This window comes from Mycolicibacterium agri (genome assembly GCF_002553505.1).
GTDB lineage: Bacteria > Actinomycetota > Actinomycetes > Mycobacteriales > Mycobacteriaceae > Mycobacterium > Mycobacterium agri.
This window is the reverse complement of record NZ_PDCP01000105.1, coordinates 1-16,773: the sequence shown is the minus strand read 5'-3', so window position 1 is coordinate 16,773 and position 16,773 is coordinate 1. Positions and strand designations below refer to the sequence as shown.

15 protein-coding genes and 1 pseudogene are annotated in these 16,773 nt (G+C 64.6%); 6 read left to right on the top strand and 10 right to left on the bottom strand.

The features are described from left to right. The 3 genes from CQY20_RS35740 to CQY20_RS30195 form a co-directional block, all read right to left on the bottom strand. On the bottom strand, positions 1 to 1,315 hold a 1,315-nt coding region (locus tag CQY20_RS35740), incomplete at its 3' end, for an RNA polymerase sigma factor (RefSeq protein WP_097944471.1). Between the two features lie 143 nt (positions 1,316 to 1,458). Then, positions 1,459 to 2,223 (bottom strand): hypothetical protein, encoded by a 765-nt coding sequence (locus CQY20_RS30200; RefSeq protein WP_097944469.1) that lies wholly within the window; start codon positions 2,221 to 2,223, stop codon positions 1,459 to 1,461. Positions 2,224 to 2,366: 143 nt separating this feature from the next. Further along, entirely contained in the window at positions 2,367 to 4,565 is a 2,199-nt protein-coding gene (locus tag CQY20_RS30195) for a PQQ-dependent sugar dehydrogenase (RefSeq protein ID WP_109789764.1), read from the bottom strand. Positions 4,566 to 5,318: 753 nt separating this feature from the next. On the opposite strand from CQY20_RS30195, the gene CQY20_RS30190 reads away from it, so the two are divergent. Next, the gene (locus CQY20_RS30190; protein WP_097944465.1) at positions 5,319 to 5,816 is read left to right on the top strand and encodes a hypothetical protein; all 498 of its coding nucleotides are present in this window, start codon (positions 5,319 to 5,321) and stop codon (positions 5,814 to 5,816) included. A gap of 177 nt (positions 5,817 to 5,993) precedes the next feature. Here the strand turns inward: CQY20_RS30190 and CQY20_RS30185 are convergent, their stop codons facing one another. From CQY20_RS30185 to CQY20_RS30165, 5 genes and pseudogenes are all read right to left on the bottom strand, one after another. Then, the gene (locus CQY20_RS30185; protein ID WP_097944463.1) at positions 5,994 to 6,800 is read right to left on the bottom strand and encodes a L,D-transpeptidase; all 807 of its coding nucleotides are present in this window, start codon (positions 6,798 to 6,800) and stop codon (positions 5,994 to 5,996) included. A gap of 151 nt (positions 6,801 to 6,951) precedes the next feature. Next, the gene (locus tag CQY20_RS30180) at positions 6,952 to 7,149 is read right to left on the bottom strand and encodes an excalibur calcium-binding domain-containing protein (RefSeq protein WP_097944461.1); all 198 of its coding nucleotides are present in this window, start codon (positions 7,147 to 7,149) and stop codon (positions 6,952 to 6,954) included. A gap of 313 nt (positions 7,150 to 7,462) precedes the next feature. Further along, positions 7,463 to 8,803, bottom strand: a pseudogene (locus CQY20_RS30175) (lipase family protein). Between the two features lie 106 nt (positions 8,804 to 8,909). Beyond that, entirely contained in the window at positions 8,910 to 10,142 is a 1,233-nt protein-coding gene (locus CQY20_RS30170; protein WP_097944459.1) for a glycosyltransferase 87 family protein, read from the bottom strand. Positions 10,143 to 10,406: 264 nt separating this feature from the next. Then, positions 10,407 to 10,865, bottom strand: a complete 459-nt coding sequence (locus CQY20_RS30165) for a DUF2231 domain-containing protein (RefSeq protein ID WP_097944457.1) — start codon at positions 10,863 to 10,865, stop codon at positions 10,407 to 10,409. Between the two features lie 138 nt (positions 10,866 to 11,003). Here CQY20_RS30165 and CQY20_RS30160 point away from each other — a divergent pair, with 138 nt between their 5' ends. Next, positions 11,004 to 11,504, top strand: a complete 501-nt coding sequence (locus CQY20_RS30160) for a hypothetical protein (RefSeq protein WP_133119168.1) — start codon at positions 11,004 to 11,006, stop codon at positions 11,502 to 11,504. 5 nt (positions 11,505 to 11,509) lie between these two features. Here CQY20_RS30160 and CQY20_RS30155 read toward each other — a convergent pair whose 3' ends face one another. Together CQY20_RS30155 and CQY20_RS30150 are read right to left on the bottom strand one after the other, a co-directional pair. After that, on the bottom strand, positions 11,510 to 11,740 hold the full coding sequence (locus CQY20_RS30155; RefSeq protein ID WP_097944453.1) for a hypothetical protein: 231 nt from the start codon (positions 11,738 to 11,740) through the stop codon (positions 11,510 to 11,512). A gap of 18 nt (positions 11,741 to 11,758) precedes the next feature. Then, positions 11,759 to 11,989 (bottom strand): hypothetical protein, encoded by a 231-nt coding sequence (locus CQY20_RS30150; RefSeq protein ID WP_097944451.1) that lies wholly within the window; start codon positions 11,987 to 11,989, stop codon positions 11,759 to 11,761. Positions 11,990 to 12,171: 182 nt separating this feature from the next. Between CQY20_RS30150 and CQY20_RS30145 the strand changes: the two genes are divergently transcribed. From CQY20_RS30145 to CQY20_RS30130, 4 genes are all read left to right on the top strand, one after another. Further along, positions 12,172 to 12,474: a hypothetical protein gene (locus CQY20_RS30145; protein ID WP_174814697.1), complete on the top strand. Its 303-nt coding sequence runs from the start codon at positions 12,172 to 12,174 to the stop codon at positions 12,472 to 12,474. A gap of 16 nt (positions 12,475 to 12,490) precedes the next feature. Beyond that, a complete protein-coding gene (locus tag CQY20_RS30140; RefSeq protein ID WP_097944449.1) occupies positions 12,491 to 13,906 on the top strand; it encodes a GH1 family beta-glucosidase in 1,416 nt (471 codons plus the stop codon). A 449-nt stretch (positions 13,907 to 14,355) separates the two neighbouring features. After that, positions 14,356 to 15,357, top strand: a complete 1,002-nt coding sequence (locus CQY20_RS30135; protein ID WP_133119167.1) for a DNA adenine methylase — start codon at positions 14,356 to 14,358, stop codon at positions 15,355 to 15,357. Next, positions 15,354 to 16,773: helicase HerA domain-containing protein (locus CQY20_RS30130; RefSeq protein ID WP_133119166.1), on the top strand; the 1,420-nt coding region annotated here is incomplete at its 3' end. The genes CQY20_RS30135 and CQY20_RS30130, both read left to right, overlap by 4 nt.

Below are 16,773 nucleotides of genomic sequence, written 5' to 3'. Positions count from 1 at the left end.
GTGCTTGGGCGGGCGGCTGCGGCTGAGCCGGTGGCGCCACGGCAGGAGCTTGCGGCGGTTGGGATGCGGGGAGTTTCGCGCCCGGCGCCGGCGGCCTGGCCGGGGCGGATCCGCGCGGCGCCTGTTGGGCCGGGGGAGGAACCGCGGGCTTGGCGGACGGTGGCACAGGCCCGGGGTTGACCGCTGCCGGCGGTGCGTATGGCGGCGCCTGCAGCGGGGACGGTTGCTCGACGCCGCTCGGCGAGAGCGCGGTGCTCGGAAGGTACACCCACGCCAACGTCCCGCCGAGCACGATGAGCGGAACGCCGATCAACAGCGCGATGAACGGCACCACCCGACGCTTCGATTCGTCGTCGGTGACCGGCAGCGGCTGCTCGTTCGGCTCCGGCGGATATGGCGGCTGAGGCGGCGGCGGGTACGACGGCGGCGCCGCCACTTGCCGAGCAGTGGGCGCGAACTGGGACTGATCCGGCCTCGGGATCATCGTCGTCGCCAGCGCACTCGAGGCCGACGTCAGCATCACCCGCTCCTTCAGCCACGGCGGTGCCGGGATGAGCACCGGCGCGGCGCCCAGCAGGGCACGCGGACTGACCGACCGGCGCCGCTCACCGTCGCACGCGTGGCACGACTCGATATGCCGGGCGATCCGCTTGCGCATCAGGATCGTGAACTTGCCGTCCCAGCCGCGCAGGATCGTCGCCAACTCCGGGCAGCTGGACGGGTCGCCCTGAACGCGGCGGGCCACCAGCAGCGCGCCGAGCGACCGCTCGATGGTGTCGCGCAAGCGACCGACCATGGTGTTGGCATTCGTCAAGCTGACGCCGAGCGCCTGCGCCAACTCGGGCCCGTCAAGTCCCTGCCGGTAGGCCAACTCGAGCACCACCTGATCGCGATCCGAAAGTCCGCCTGCCGCTTCGGAAATCAGGTTGGCCAACTCCATCCGGTGCGCCATGGTGTCCGGGCTCGCATCGCGCGACGTGACTTCGGGGACGTCTTCGGTCGGTCGCTCGCGGCGCAATTCCCGCAGCCGCTTGAGGGCCTCGTTGCGGGTGATCGAGTAGAGCCACGGACGCAGCTTCTCGGGTTCGCGCAGCCCGCCGAGGCTGGTGGCCACGGTGCAGAAGGCGTCCTGGACGCAGTCCGCCGCCGAGTCGCGGTCGCGCAGCATGCCGATGCAGAAGTCGTGCAGGCGGTCGGCGTAGCGGTCGTAGATCCCGGCGAAGGCGCGACGGTCACCGGCAGCGGCGGCGCGTGCCAATTCCGCATCGCTGCTGCCCGGTCCGATACCTGCCCAGTTGGGTAATGCGGCGGTCATGAACTGTGCTCCCCACCCCGTTGCGCGGCGGTGTCTGTCAGCGTAAACCGGAAAAGTTGCCAAGGCACGTCGAACAGGGAATGGATGGCGCTCAGCCCAGACCCCCTGGCCTGGGCTGAGCCTCTATATCGTTGGCTGGTCATTCAGTTCGCCGGCCGCTCGGCTGCTTGCTGGGTGTTCGCACCGGTCTGGCTCCCGGGCACCGACACCGAGACGCCACCCTGGCCGCCTGGGCCGGGCACCCCGATATCCGTGCCAGGCGTCTTGACCGAAACGCCGCCCTGGCTCGGAACTGCCACGTCGACGAAGGGGGCCTTGATCCTGACGTCGGGACCGGTGGCAGGCGCGGGTGCTGGGGCCGGCGCCGCGGCGGGTGCGGGAGCTGGCGCGGCAGCAGGAGGCGGCGCGGCTATCGGCTTCGGTGCTGGTGCGGCAATCGGCTTGGGTGCGGGCGCAGCGACGGGCTTGGGCGCGACGGCGGGAGCCTTCACCTGCACCGGTGCCTGGTTGTTGACGATCACCGGGGTGGGCTTGTCTTCCTTGTCATCTGCGGGCGCCAACGACGGAATCTCCACTGCCGACGGCACATTGATGATCGTCGACCCGGCAGGCGGCGTGGCCGCAGCGGCGCTCGTCGTCGCCGTCGGCTGCGACTCGGTGGAGTTCATCAGGTAGACGCCGCCGAACGCGGCCGCACCGACGACAGCCAGGCCGGCGACGAACAACAGGCCCTTGCCCGACGACGACTGCTTGACGGGCGTCTGCACCGGCGTCTGCTCGTGGCGATACGGCGCGTACTGCGGGTGCTGCGGATAGCCGTAGTCCGGCTCGGGCAGGCACTGCGAGTAGGCAAGCCCGGTGGAGCGCACGGTCGGCTCCGAATCGGCGATGTAAGTGGTGGTGTCCATGACCGCTCCTTCGTCTGGGTGCTGCCCTTGGTGGGCTGCGTTCACAGGTAGGAGCGATAGGGGTGGGGCCCTCGCACACTTTTTTCAAAAAATCGTCGGAAATTTTTCCCGGAGTCTCTTCCGGGTCTGTCCGAAGCCTCGGGTCACACCACCGAAACGTCACTTGACGGGGTGAGCCGCCACAGCGTGCCCTGGTAGGTCAGCTGGTAGATGTTGCCCTTCTCGTCTCGGATCAGCTGGTTGGTGCTGCCTGGTCCGGCGGCATCGAGGATCCTTTCGCCGATCACCTGCGAGTAGTCGGAGTTGAAGGTCAGCTCCTTGACCCAGCCTTGGTTGAAGTCGGCGATGAGCACCGTGTGGGTGCCGGCTTCGGGGTCGCTCGACACCAGCACCCCGGTGATCGAGTTGCCGCCGTTGGTGTGCTTATAGGCATAGATCGGGTTGTCGTACGAGGACGGCTTTGAACAGTTCTGGGTCCCGATGCCGTCGCACGGGCCTTCGGCCTCCGGCCATCCGTAGTTGCCGCCAGGCCTGATGAGGTTCACTTCCTCCCAGGTGGCCTGGCCGACATCGGTGACCAGCAGCTCGCCGTCTGGTGCGAATGCCAATCGGAACGGGTTGCGGAATCCTCTGGCATAGATCAGCTGACCGACGCCCGTCGCCTCGTCGTAGAACGGATTGTCTTCGGGGGCCGTGCCGTCGGGATTGAGGCGCAACACCTTTCCGTAGATGGTGGTCGAGTCCTGCGAACGGCTTCCGTCGATGTGAGTGCAGCACACGTTGTCGCCGACGGCCCAGTACAGCTTGCCGTCCGGGCCGAAGGCCAGCCCGCCGCCAAGATGGTCGTCGCCGGCGGCCTCGGTGCCTTCCACCAGCACCTTTTCGGAGTCCAGATCGATGGTGAGGACCTCGGCGTTCGGGTCGGTGACGGTTAGACGCGAGAGGCGCTCGTGGCCGGTCGTCGGCTCGACGTAAGACACATAGATATAGCCGTTGGTCTCGTACTCGGGATCGATCTCGACGGCCAGCAGGCCGCGGGCCCACTTCGTCGGGGTGTCCAGTTTGGCCACCGGTGTGGCCTGCAGATTGCCGTCCTTGTCGGCGACGCGGATGGCTCCGGCTTTCTCGACGATGAGGATTCGGCCGTCGGGCAGCACCCGGAAGTCCGTCGGTTCGGTCAGGCCCGTCACGTGCTCGACAACGGTGTAGCCGGACTGGACGTCGCCGACGTTGATCGTCTTGGTGACGGTGTGGCCGCTCTCGCCGAGCAGACCGAACGTCAGCAGGTTGACCAAGCCCGACAGGCCGTGAATGTGGAAACCGTCGCGGGCGTCGCTGATCGTGACGACGAACGAGTCCGACCCGACGAACGTGTCGTCGGGTGTGTAGGTGAACGTCCCGTCCGGATGCACGACGACGTCTCCGTGCGACGGGTCGGTCGCGGTGTAGGTCAACCTCTCACTGTCGGGGTCACGTACGCCGTTGGTGTGCAGATAGCCCTCGATCGCGCCGTCGGGGAGAACTTTGTTCGTGGCGGGCGTGTACCCGATGGTGGGCGACTGGTTGAAGAACGTGCGGCTGATTTCGCGCCAGGCCCAACCCAATACGTCGGTCAGCGTCACCGGAGGCGTGGACGGCGCAGGTGTAGCCGGGGCCGGTGCGGTGTCGTCGAGCGTGGTGAGCACGGTGGTGACAGCGCGCTGTGCTGTATCGACCGCCGCGGTGGGCTTGGGCAGGTCCGCCAACGTGGTCGTCTTCTCTTGTACCTGCTTCTGCTGGACTTGCTTCACCTCGACTTCCGGCGGGTTGTCGGACGTCGTGGTGGTCTTGGCGGTGACCGCGGGTTGTGCTCCGCTCTTTGACCCTTCGGCCTCGTTCGTGTCGGTCTGCGATTCGACTTTCTCGGTGCGGTTGAACCTGACGGAATGCCGCGGCTTGGTGGTGGTCTCGTCGGTGTTCTTGGCGCCAACCAAGTTGCCGGACAGCAGGTTTCGAGACGATGAGCCGTCGCTGCGGGTGCTGATTCTTGGTTTGCGCTCGAGGCTGCCGCGGTCGGGGGCCAGCTCGCGCAGGGACGTCAGCCATCGGCGGGTCGATATCAGCGGGTTCTGCGGTTGCGCGCTCTGGCCCGTCGCGGTCGACCCGGGGGACTCCGGCTGGCCGGGTGTGTCCACCTGGCCGGATTCGGAGTTTTGGTCTTGGTCGTTGGGCTTCGATTGCGACGTGTCGTTGTTCGGCGAGCCCTTCGCGTCGGCGCCGCTGTCGGCGTGCGCGATGCCGTGTCCGCTGGCCAAAGCCGCGCCGATGCCCAGCGCTACGGCCAATCCGCCTACCCGCCCCACGTAGGCAGCGTGGCAACGATCGCGTAAGTTGCAGATCGTATCACATGGCATTTGCTCAACCTCGGGCTTGAGGGGATTTTATGGCTGCAAACGATACCGCCGACCAGCGCAGAGATGGCCGCATAATGGTGATAATCTGGGCAGATATTTGCTAACGCAAGAACTTGTCGTCAGAATCAAGTGTTGCTATTGAGTTTTATAGCGACATAGGTGTGCAGATCTAGCACACATCAGACAACAGCTGGTCGATGCAGTTCGGCGCTGCCGTCCGATCGAGACGGCCAAGGGGTGAGCGAAGAACGTATCTTGTTTGCTAAAACAGATGTGGCAATACAAAAGATCTCGAAAATTGTAGGTTCTAGCTGGCCAAAGGATGCGGAATAAACGTGCATCAGCTAGCAGTGCGCTAGTAGCGAAATCGTCGGCTGGGCGTTGCGGTGGGAGTGATCCTCGCAGGTCGGCACCTACAAACGTCGCGAAGGCCGCGTTTATGTAGCTGCTTGAAGTACATAGCTCACCAGCGGCGCGGCTCCTGGGTGCGCGGTGGTTTGTCGCGTGCAAAACGGGCTGAACCTCATCGTTAGCAATCCGAATATCACCTTTAGGAAACGGTGCGGTGCGCCGCGGCGCGTGTTCGGCATTTGCTGCTGACAATTGACGCGGTCGTCCACGGGCGGCCTCGGTACGGCAGGCGCTTCTGCTGCACCGTTGTTTTGCGGAAACGTCTGAGCAGGAATGAAGGAGTCAACGTCAATGGCGGTCTTTGATCGATGCAACGTCAGAGTGGTTGCAGTGGGGGCTGGGTTGTGCGGGGTCGCTATCGCGTTGAGCCCGGCCGCCGCGGCAGTCCCGTGGGCGACGGGTGGATACGAATGTGTTGCGGACAAGGCGAGCGGTACCGCTGCGGCCGGTGCGCCGGCATGCGCGCCGCTCAATGACATGGCAGGCGTGCCGATGGCCGTACCGGGTCCGCTGCCCGCGGCGCCCCCGGCCGCCGTGCCCCCGGTGCCGCTCGGTCCACCGCCTATACCGCCGGTGCCCCTCGGCCCGCCTCCGGTCCCTGCAGCGCCGCTGGTGCCCCCGGTGCCGGTCGGCGCGCCGATTGCGGCAGCCCCGGTGGCCGGAGGTGCTCCGCTGACGGACATGGGCGGCAGCAATTACGGTGGCAAGGGTCAGCCGACCGGTCCGCTGCCCGCTGGTGCGCCGGCGCCCGGTCAGCCGGTACCGGCAGGCCCCACGGGGGCAAGCTGACGCCGATCGACCGCTAACTCGGCGACTCCGACAGATGCCGCCGGGCCGAGCCCTCGCAAGAGGTGCGGCCCGGCGGCATTGTCATTGCCGTCATTGCCGTCATTGCCGTCATTTGCGCGAGATAACCCCGAGTCGGTTCCCGCGCAACGGGTTAGAACTGCAGCACGACGGCCGCTGTCACTCCCGGACTATCACCGGGTCGCCGACGTTGACCGTGTTGAAGTACCACTCGGCGTCTTCGGGGCTCAGGCCGATGCAGCCGTGGCTGACATTCTCGTAGCCCATGGAGTTGACGGCCCATGGGGCCGAGTGCACGAAGAGCCCGCGGCTGGTGATACGCACGGCGTGGTCCACCTCCAGCAGGTATCCGTCGGGAGCGTCGACCGGAATCCCGACGCTGCTGGAATCCATCGTGATCTCGCCCTCTTTCGCCAACACGCTGTAAGTGCCTACCGGCGTGGGATATTCGGGCCGCCCCATCGTGGCGGGCAGCACTCCTTCTTCGCCGAAGTGCGCACGGTGATGCGGCGCGGGAAGCCGCGGCGGCGGGCCGGACTCGACACCGTCGATGGTCACAGTGAACGAGTGGTCCGAGATGCTGGCGACGCCGAGCACTTCGGGGCCTGTCTGAATGCTGGTCGACCGGCCGCCCACCGAAAGCGCGACCGTGGAGTGCGCGGGCCAGAAGCGGTCGGGTACCCACTGCACGGTGTTGCTGTCGACCCATTCGTATTTGCCGGTCATCGGCGGTACCGACCGGATTCGCAGAGCACGCTCCGCTGCAGGTCGATCCGTAACGGGCGCACCGAATGTCACCACAATCGGGTGCGCGACACCGACCACCTGATTCGCGGTCGGCCGGATGGATGCGATGGCCGACGCAGACGACTGGTTCGCCGCGGCCACGCTACTTCCCGCCGGTCCTGCGCCCACACCCGCAGCGACGACGCTCGCAGCAAGAACACACCGAACAAGCCCACGCATGAATTCCCGTTCCCCTTGAAATTACAAGTTTGTCAATAAGATCCTAGGGGCGATGGCGCGTGGAATCGTCGGGCCGCGTGGGCAATTCGGTCAAAACTCAGTCACGGTTCGGCCACGGAGACGCTATCGATGACGGGCCGTGGCCGTCGTGTCAGCACTCGCAGCCGATGCCGTCCTGATCACGATCGAGCTTGGCTTGGTAGTACGGCGAGTCGGAAGGGATGTCGCAGTCGTTGTTGGCCTTCGCTTCCGAACAATTCGAATACGGGGCAGCGGTGGCGGTGACGGTTGGCGCCAGTGTGCCTATTGCGGCCAGGGCGAGTGCGACGAGTGCTGCACGAATCAACACAGTTCGATCCTTTCGTGGAGAGACCGGAATTTTACGGGTGCGTAAGAATCCGGTGGAAGGATCTTAGGCGTACTCAGGACGTTGCTGGGCAGTATGGAAGGTGAATTTATAGGCGCCGGGCGCTGGTCGGCTCGCCAACGTATGGGCTACGTAGCGAAACGATCCGATTCGTATCCACGAGCCATACGTTGGTGATGGCGCTTGTCGTGGTCGGTTGGGAGTTTTGCCGACCAAAATTTCGTCGGGCGGGAACGCGGCGCGGCTCTATCGGTGAGCGTCCGCCCGACGACGAGAAGGCCGAGGCGGGAAGGCGCTATGCGTCCGTCGTCGATAGCGGTTGACGTTCGACGGAGCGCCCGAGGACGACCTTGGCCGTGATGACCCCCAACTTGGCCATCCCCAATTACGTCGACGGGTTGAACAGCGTCGGCCACGTTGTGCGAGTTTTGTGTTCGGTGACCGGCAGATCGGAGAATCGATCGCGCAGCCACCTCAGCGTCATGGGCGCGGACAGCGGATGCAACAGCAGGTGACCACAGAACCGGTCGCGGTGATAGGTGACCGCTGCACCGAGGCGTTTGTACTCGGCTATGAGCGTATCGATGTCGTCGACGCTGATGACTCTGTCGTGCACAGCCTGTATGACCAACACCGCAGGCTTGGGCCTCGACTTGCCGAGCTTGGTCTCGTCGAAGATGTGCCGCACTTCGGGTAGGTCCCACAGCTCGTCGGCGGTCAAGTCGACGTAGGACCCGATGTCGACGTTGCGGAGCTGCCACACCGCCTGTGCCGTTGTCATTGTCTGCAACCTGTCGAGCAACGCCTTGCCCTCGTCGGTCGCGTGCTCCTCGACGACCTTCTGCGCGCCGGGGAAGACCTGTGTCAGTGCGGAGATCATCAGCGCGGCAAGACCGGCGAAGAAGCTGCGGTTGAGGCGTCGCGCGACGCTGCCCGGATCGCCGACGGGCGAGCCCAGAACGGCTCCGACGATGTTGAGTTCCGGTGCGTAGCGCTCGCACAGTTCGGCGGCCCAGGCCGACGCCAACCCCCCACCGGAGTATCCCCAAAGACCCATCGGCGCAGATGCTGACAGCTTCAGGCGCTCGCATCCCGTCGCTGCCCTCAGCCCGTCCAGAATCCGGTAGCCCGGTTCGGCGGGGGCGCCCCACATGCCGTGACAGCCTTCGTGATCCGGGACGCACACCGCCCACCCCTCGGCGAGCGCAGCGGTCACCAACAAGTATTCGGCTTGGACAAACGCACCGACCGGCCGGGCGCCGCGCCGCATGGCGAATGAGGGGAAACAGCGCGACGCCACGGCGTCGATCGCGCATTGGTACGACAGGATCGGATACACGACGTCTGAATCGCGCTGCGCGGGGACGAGGACGGTTGTCACGGCGACCTCCGGTTCGTCGTGCAGATTCGTGGTGCGGTAAAGCAGCTGAATGCCGTCCACCCGTTGGGTGATGAGACCGAGAAATCCGATCTCCACGTCGCGCGACCGCAACACCGTGCCCGGTTCGGCGTGCTCATAGCCTCGCGGGGCTCGGTAGAACGGGTCCTCGTCGGGTGAGACCGGACATTCGCCGCGGCGCAACTCACGATGCGGCGGGCTCGCGACTTTCGCTGGTGTGGCGGAATGGCTGTCCATCGGTGTGGCGACCCCTCGGTGTATCGCTGGCGACGCACCCACGGCGCCTGACGTATCCATTACCCCGCGGTACCGGGTCGTCAACCTCTTTCTCAGGATGCTGGACTTAGAGTTTCTCTTCGGCGCCGACGGATACAACCGGCGGCTCTACAGAACTGTGGCCCATCGTTGCGGTCGCAGTCGGACGTTCTCGCCAGAACGTGTACACGGTGGCTACGAGCAGGATGGTGAGCGCGAAAAGGTAAGCCGCAGGCAGAAGTTGATCCCACAAGCCATTCCACAAGCCGGGGTGTCGCAGGGACATCAAACCCGCTTCCGGCGTTGAAGTTCGGGTGGTCACGAACCACCCGCCGAAGAGCGCCGCAAGCGCCCACATGGCCAACGCCGCGGCGCGCGAGCGGTGGACGTAGCCGAGGATTCCGAGGTGCACGAGCAGCGGTGCGAACCAGACCCAGTGGTGGCTCCAGCTGAAGGGTGATGCGGCGGCCGACGTGAGGCCGGCGATGGCGAGGCTCAGCAGCTGCTGACCGCGACGCCACGCGACGACGGCGACGGCGATGGCCACAATTGCGAACACGGCGGCGGCCACGGTCGGCCACGGCGGACCCAGGTGGAAGCGTGAAAGAAGCCCGGCCAGGCTGGTGTTGGCAAGCGGATCGCTGGAGATCCGGGCAATCTCCTGGAACCTCTTCTGCAGCCAGAACTCAACCGAATCGGCTGGCAGCAGGACGAATCCGACGGCGGCGGTACAGACGAAGGTCAATCCAGCGATCAGCGCCTCGCGACGTCGTCCGGTCGCGAGGAAGAAGACGATGAACAGCGCAGGGGTCAGTTTGATGCCTGCGGCGATCCCGACGCCCATCCCCGTCCATCTGCGCGACGGCTGCGCCAGCACGTCGGCGATCACGATCGCCATGATGACCAGATTGATCTGGCCGAGCTGCAGGGACAGCCGGACAGGCTCCAGCCAGAGAATCGGAGCCATCAGCAGCGCCGTCAACGCCCACAGGCCCGTCGCCGAGGTGACCCCGGCCGTGGTGAGCATGCGGCGGACGATGTACCCGATACACGCGATGTTCACCAGGAGCCCGACCGCGAGGAGGCCGAGCTCGTCCAGCGCGATCAACGGAAGGAAGAACAGCGCGGCGAACGGCGTGTAATCGAACAGCATCGTGTGCGGGTTGCCGGTCAGCCCCACGGAGTAGAGGTCTTGACCGTCCCGAATGCGCTCGGCGCCGAACTGGTACACCTTCAGGTCGACCTGGCTGACCAGGTCGGGCCAGCGCAGATATGCGACGAGATACAGCGCGAAGGCAACCATCAAGAGCAGTGGCCCCATTGCGCCGACCGTGCGAGGGACGACGCGGGTGGGCAGCTGGTCCTGCTGGATAGGGCGGCTCCTTGATCAGTGTCCGTGCTCGTTGCCTTGGCCGACGGTGCGCCAGGATAGCGGCCAACTCTGGCGGGACTCTGGAAGGCCGACTCTGGAAATTGCGCACCCGAACCGTGACGGTTCCCGGCATTACGACTGGGCAAACGCGTTCGCGGCAGGTGTGTGCCGCTTCACGGTCATGTCGGCGTCTTTCCGCCTACGGCGTGCCGGCTAGCTGCCGCCCCAGACCGCGTGTGCGCCGGAATCACCGGTGCGCACCGCCGCGACGATCGCCGAGATACCTACGGCCACCGCCACGAACGCAATCACTACGTTTGCCACCGCACGACGCCGATCCGACCGTCCCTCCATGACGTGCATCGCGGCGAGCACGATCGCGACCAGCAGCATTGCGGCCGAAAGGTAGGGCATATAAGCGCCACGCTCGGCGTGTGTCTGCAGCGTCGCGCTGGGTTCAGATTGCTGGGCGTACAGCCATTCCCCGGCCTCGACCGTCAGTGGGGTCAACACCATGGTGACGATCGCCATGGCCACCACGAACCAGACCAGACGACGGCGCGCGGCGGGCCACACTGCGCACAACATGACCAAAAGCGCGGTGAGCGGTACCAAGACGACAACGAAGTGGACCAACAGCACATGGGCGGGCAGACCTGAAATCGTGGTCAAGGCTGCTCCTCGGGTCGAGTAGACGTCCGCACGATACCCCGGATTCTGGCAAACGCTTGACGCCGCGAGGGTCGAATGGAGTTGCATCGGTGACGTTCGTCCCTACTGAGGATCAACTCGACCGCCGACGCTGGAAGCGTGCTCACTGTGGAGTCGGAGATGACGGTGGACGGCGTGACGGGCCGTGAGATCACCGATTTCCTGCTCGACTGCGACGACGAGCGCTACCAGGCGTGGTGGCCCGGCACGCACCTGGAGTTGCACATCGTCGATCGCGAGCGAGCCGATCACGTCGGCGATGTTGTGCTGATGGACGAGTACATCGGATCCCGGCGGGTGCGAATGCTGGCGGAAGTGATCGAGGCCATCCCCGGCGAAAAGGTCGTGTGGCGCCTACGCCTACGCCGCTTTCGTCTGCCGGTGTGGCTCACACTGGCATTGACGACACGTGACCACGGTGTTCACTTGCGCCACAGCATCGTTGCGGGGTGGTCCGGCCGCGGCCGTGCCTTCGATCCCCTGTGGCGGCTGTACTTCACAAAGGCGTTTGCCGGGGCGATGGACCGGCACGCGCACACCGAATTTCCGCTCCTGCGCGATCTACTCCGTCTCACGCCGGCTGATTCGACCGGCACGTGACCCGTTCACGCGCGGTATTCGGTGTAGACCTGGCGGAATTTTCCGCTCGTGGGATGCAATTGCGGTGGCTCGTCGGCTCTTTCAACGTTGTAGACCGTCAGGGCTGAGTGGTCGTGGAGGAATATCGCCGGAGTGCCGGTCGAACCCGATGTCGTGCAGACGACGTAGCGGCCGAGGTAGTCGGTTCCGATCGTGGCGGAATTCCCGATGAATGCCTCCACCTGTTCGCGGCGCACCGCCGGATCGGTGACCCACTAATCGAAATGACGCATCATCTCCGTCTTGGTCGTGGCGGGCAGTTGCCCAACATCGGTCACCGGATCCGGCACGTCGCGGTAGCGGTCGGCGAAGTACGGTGACCGGTCCCGGACGTACGACACGAGTTCGCGCAATCGTTGCTGCTGCCGTCGCGTGATGCCGGCCTGTCCTTGCCGACCGGCCCGGTCTATGTCCCAAGCGGTGGAAACGTATGTTGCCAGGCGCATTTGACGGGCCTTCCGGAGCGGTCCATGAACTCACTCTCTCGATAAATTGGCGAATCCGCCTAGACGCCGGCGACCCGCGCTGGGCGCCGAAGGTCATCAATACGCGGGGCGAAAGTCCCTATGGCCTCAGCGGTGCGGTCGCGATTGTCGTAGGTGGTCATCCGAAGTGATGGGAGATCAGCATGAAGCGCGACAGCTGCAAGTTTCTCTCCGGATCGTTTGCTGCACTCGCCTTCGCGCACGCCGCATATGCGACGGCGGTGTCCAGCGGCATCGTCGAACAACCCCGCGTCCGCGGCAGACGGTGGCCTGTGGGATTCATGTGGCTCGAGGCGGTCCTCTACACCGCAGTCAGCCTCGGGCTGGGGTACCTGGGTTGGCGCGCCCAACCTCAGGAACAACCGGAGGTGTCGACGGCAACTCCGACGAACGCGCGGCGGCCGGCTGTCGAGAGCGAGACGACGGCTCAGGCTGCTTCAGGCTGATGCCAGGAGGTACGTAATGACCGGGCCACCAACGAATTCGACGACGTCGGCCGACCGCCGCTTCCCGGACGGATTTCTCTGGGGCACGGCGACTGCGGCGTTCCAGATCGAAGGTGCGTGGGACGAGGACGGCAAAGGCCCGTCGATCTGGGACACCTTCGGCCATGCGGGGAACATCAGGGACGGCTCCACCGGCGACGTGGCCGTCGACCACTACCACCGGTACAAGGAAGACGTCCAACTGATGAAGGCGATCGGGGCGACGGCGTACCGGTTCTCCATCTCGTGGCCCCGCATCTTCCCTGATGGAATAGGCCAGCCGAACGCGAAGGGACTGGACTTCTATCGTCGACTGGTCGACGAACTGCTCGCGAACGGCATCGAGCCCTTCGCAACGCTGTATCACTGGGATTTGCCGCAGGCATTGCAGGACAAGGGCGGATGGCAGTCGCGCGACACCGCCAAGGCGTTCGGCGATTACTCCGCCTACATCGCGGCGCGGCTCAGCGACCGGGTGCGGCACTTCTTCACCATCAACGAGTTCTCCAGCTTCGTCGAGCTGGGCCATGGCAGGGGCATCCTCGCTCCCGGCCTGCAGCTGTCGCCCGGCCAAGTCAACCAGGTTCGTCACCACGCCGTGCTGGGCCACGGCCTGGCCGTCCAAGCCATTCGCGCTCAGGCCCGCGCGGGGACCAAGGTCGGGCCGGCGGAACAGATCATCGGCACAGCTCCCGTCATCGAGACGCCGGAGAACATCCGGGCCGCCGCTGCCGCATTGCGGGACTTCAACGCGGGCTACATGACCGTGATGATGGAAGGCCGTTACACCGACGCGTTCCTCGCCGGGCAAGCGGCGGACGCGCCGACGTTCACCTCCGAGGATCTGCAGATCATCGGTAGCCCAGTGGACTTCATCGGCACGAACATCTACATGGTCCACGCGTTCGTCCGGGCATCCGACTCCGAGAGAGGGTACGAAGTGGTCGCGGGAAGCTCCATGGTGCCCCCGCCGGCGCGGCCCTATCAGCCGACACATGCCCGCGCCCAGTATCCGAACTCAGAGATCGCGTTGATGCTCAGCCCGGAGTCGATGTACTGGGGGTCGCGCCTGCTGGTCGACGTCTGGGGCGCCAAGGAAATCTTCATCACCGAGAACGGCATGCCGACGACAGCCGAGGAAGACGCCGAGGGGTTCGACACGGGTCGCGTCGTCTGGCTCCGCGCGTACCTCACCGAGCTGCAGCGGGCGACGGCCGACGGTGTGCCGGTGCGCGGCTACTTCCACTGGAGTCTGATGGACAACCTCGAGTGGGGCGCGGGCATGGCGCCCAAGTTCGGGCTTCATCGTGTCGACCTCGCAACACAGAAGCGCACGCCGAAGCTCAGCGCGGCTTGGCTCCGCGAGGTGGCGCGGCAGAATGCGGTCGTATGATCGCCGCCCGCTCAAGCGAGCGTGGTTTTGCGCGCAGGGTCGTGCCGTTCGTCGGAGCGCAACCCTGACCGCAGAATCGACGCGTGACGCGCCTCATCACTTGGAGCCGATGACGGGAATCGAACCCGCGTTCTCAGCTTGGGAAGTCGATCCGGGACGTCTACAGACGTATCCGACCGATTTCTGCTGTTTATCTGGTGGAGCACTTAGACGCTGTGACGTGCGGTGATGTGTCCATCGGCGACTGTGATCGTTCATGTGCGTTCATCGCGCGTCGCGCGAGAGTTCTACCGGAGTTGTGACACCCTCGTGACAGCGACGCATTAGCTGCACGGGCATTTTGCGCACGTTTCTACAGGGCGTGCCGTGACCGGTTGATGTCGGTGTTCGGACTTAAACTCACCGCCAATGGGTTTGCGGCGCCGCCGCTTGGTAGGTGAAGGGACATCGTGAGCAGTTCACTGGCGACCGTCGACGGTATCCCTTCGAAGCGGACCCGTCGTCGTCTGACTGCTGTCGCGAGTGTCGAACCGCCGTTGCTCGAAGGCACACGCGTGCAGCTGCCGCTGGCGTCTATGTCACCGCTCCGGTATCCCGGGTCAAAACGGAAAATGGTGCCAGCCATTCGCCAGCTCATCGACGCGAATGAGCCGCCTCCAGAACTTTTTGTGGAGCCGTTCTGCGGTGGCGCGAGCGTGTCGTTGGGCCTGCTGGCTCAGGATGCGGTGGAGCGTGTGCTGCTGGCCGACCTCGATCCCCTCGTAGCCGCGTTCTGGTACGAGGTGACTACCAAAGGCGAGGCTCTGGTCAAGGACATGCGGAAGCTGGAGGTCACGGTCGACGAGTGGGACCGGTGGCGAAAGATGCGTCCGCGGTCAAGTCGCTCCAAAGCGTTGAAGTGCCTGTTCCTGAACCGGACGACTTTCTCGGGGATCATCGGTGGGCGCGCAGGCCCGATTGGCGGCCGGGCGCAGGAATCCGAATACACAATCGACTGCCGTTTCAATAAGGACGCCATCGCCGAGCGCATCCTCAACGTCCACAGGTTGGCGAAGGAAGGCCGAATCGTCGACGTTCTCTCGTCTCGGTGGCAGGGCACCCTCGATCACGCGGGGTGGTACGCGGCCGAGTACAACCCAAAGGCAACGATTTTCTACCTGGACCCGCCCTACATCGAGAAAGCGGACAGGCTCTACGAGCTTGCCTTCGACGAGTTTGATCACCGCCAGCTGGCGGAGCATCTTCGCGGCACGACTCATCGGTGGATCCTCTCCTACGACGCCGAGCCACTGGTCCTCCGCTGCTATCGGGGCCTTGGAGACATCCATGAGTATCGGGTGGTGCACCACTACACGATGACCGGGGCGCGCAGCAGTCCCGTACCTGGCCGCGAGGTTCTCTTTACAAACCTTCCCAATGATCCGACTCGGCGCGAAAGGACGGCCTTATGAGCTTTCTGGACACCATCGAGAACAAGACCAAGGCGGCCCACAAACTTGCGGCGCTGATCAATGCCGACTGCCCGCCGATTGGCGGCATCTACAACCTCGACTACAGCCGCGCAGTCGTCCTCACCGACGACTTCCGCAAGTCCGAGGCGGGCGGTGTGCCCCTCGGCGGGTTCCTCCTTGCGGCCGCGGGCGACCAGACCGGTGACGGCTTCGTGCTCGCCGATGAGGAGCTGATACTGCTTCGAGTGCGGGGCACTGCATCCCTACCGAACGAGTCCGAGCTGGTGCAGACGCGCCTCGCTGTTGTCCGCGATGCTCACAACAGCGGCCGCCCGTTCGACGAAGTTACTGACGTGCTGACACGAAATGAGCTGCAGCAGTCCGCCTTCGACTGCGAGGTGATCGGTACCTTTTACACCGACGGCGATGACGCCCCAGTGGAGTTCGGCGCCGACGTCGACAACGTGGTCGCATCCGCCAAATATCAGGTGTTTCTGCCATCGAAACCTGTGCTCGCATGGATCGCCTCCTATTCGGAAAGCGAGGAGGACGACACCGTGACCATTGGTGCGGTCCGATTCGCGTCGACCAGGCGGCGCGCTCGGGCGGCCGGAACCGATACTGCTGCCGTCGACGTGCACGTGTCCGACTTCATCTCCCGCAAGACCGCTGTGTTCGGTATGACACGTACCGGCAAGTCGAACACCATCAAGACCCTCGTCACAGCGGTGAACAAGTACGCGAACGAGCGCGAGCAGTCGATCGGCCAACTGATATTCGATCCGCAGGGCGAGTACGCCAGTATCAACGACCAGGACAAGACAGGATTACGACTGCTCGGTGATGCCGACTCCGTGCGCATATACCGAATGGGAGCCGACAACTCGGATCCGCAGGTGAGGCCACTCGGGATGAACTTCTTCGACCTGGAGAACTTCATCGCTGTCACCGAGTTCGTGAAGGATTCGGTGACTGAGCAGTGCGGCTCGTACGCGTACGTGAAAAACTTCGCTGCAATCAAGTGGGAAGAACCGGATCCCAACGACCGCAGTGAACATACTCACTGGACCCGTGCCCGCCTCGGCATGTACGGGGTTCTGCACGAATGCGGGTTCGCGGGAGCGTTCACCCGTGGTGGCACGGGGACAAGAATCGACTTCGTTTGGAAAAAAGACGATTTCGACGATTTCAATGCAGATCATCCGGGTCTAGTAGATCCGCCCCAAACCGGAAGTACGTACCGAGCCCGATCGCCCAGGGCTGCGCACGAAGTGACGTTGTTCATGGCGGAACGGGGCAGTTGGAACACGAGCTCGTCGGGTGGTGGTGATAAACCGTTTGGCTATGTCAACTCGAATTGGCCCCGGCTGGGCGGTTCGAAGTGGCCCCGCCCGGGGAAGGCTGGAGTTGCCGTGC

Excerpts from the sequence above, each read along its gene's own strand:
- CQY20_RS30140 (WP_097944449.1), top strand. The coding sequence starts at position 12,491 with ATGACCGGGCCACCAACGAATTCGACGACGTCGGCCGACCGCCGCTTC.
- CQY20_RS30200 (WP_097944469.1), bottom strand. The coding sequence starts at position 2,223 with ATGGACACCACCACTTACATCGCCGATTCGGAGCCGACCGTGCGCTCC.
- CQY20_RS30150 (WP_097944451.1), bottom strand. The coding sequence starts at position 11,989 with ATGCGCCTGGCAACATACGTTTCCACCGCTTGGGACATAGACCGGGCC.
- CQY20_RS30190 (WP_097944465.1), top strand. The coding sequence starts at position 5,319 with ATGGCGGTCTTTGATCGATGCAACGTCAGAGTGGTTGCAGTGGGGGCT.
- CQY20_RS30145 (WP_174814697.1), top strand. The coding sequence starts at position 12,172 with ATGAAGCGCGACAGCTGCAAGTTTCTCTCCGGATCGTTTGCTGCACTC.
- CQY20_RS30170 (WP_097944459.1), bottom strand. The coding sequence starts at position 10,142 with ATGGGGCCACTGCTCTTGATGGTTGCCTTCGCGCTGTATCTCGTCGCA.
- CQY20_RS30185 (WP_097944463.1), bottom strand. The coding sequence starts at position 6,800 with ATGCGTGGGCTTGTTCGGTGTGTTCTTGCTGCGAGCGTCGTCGCTGCG.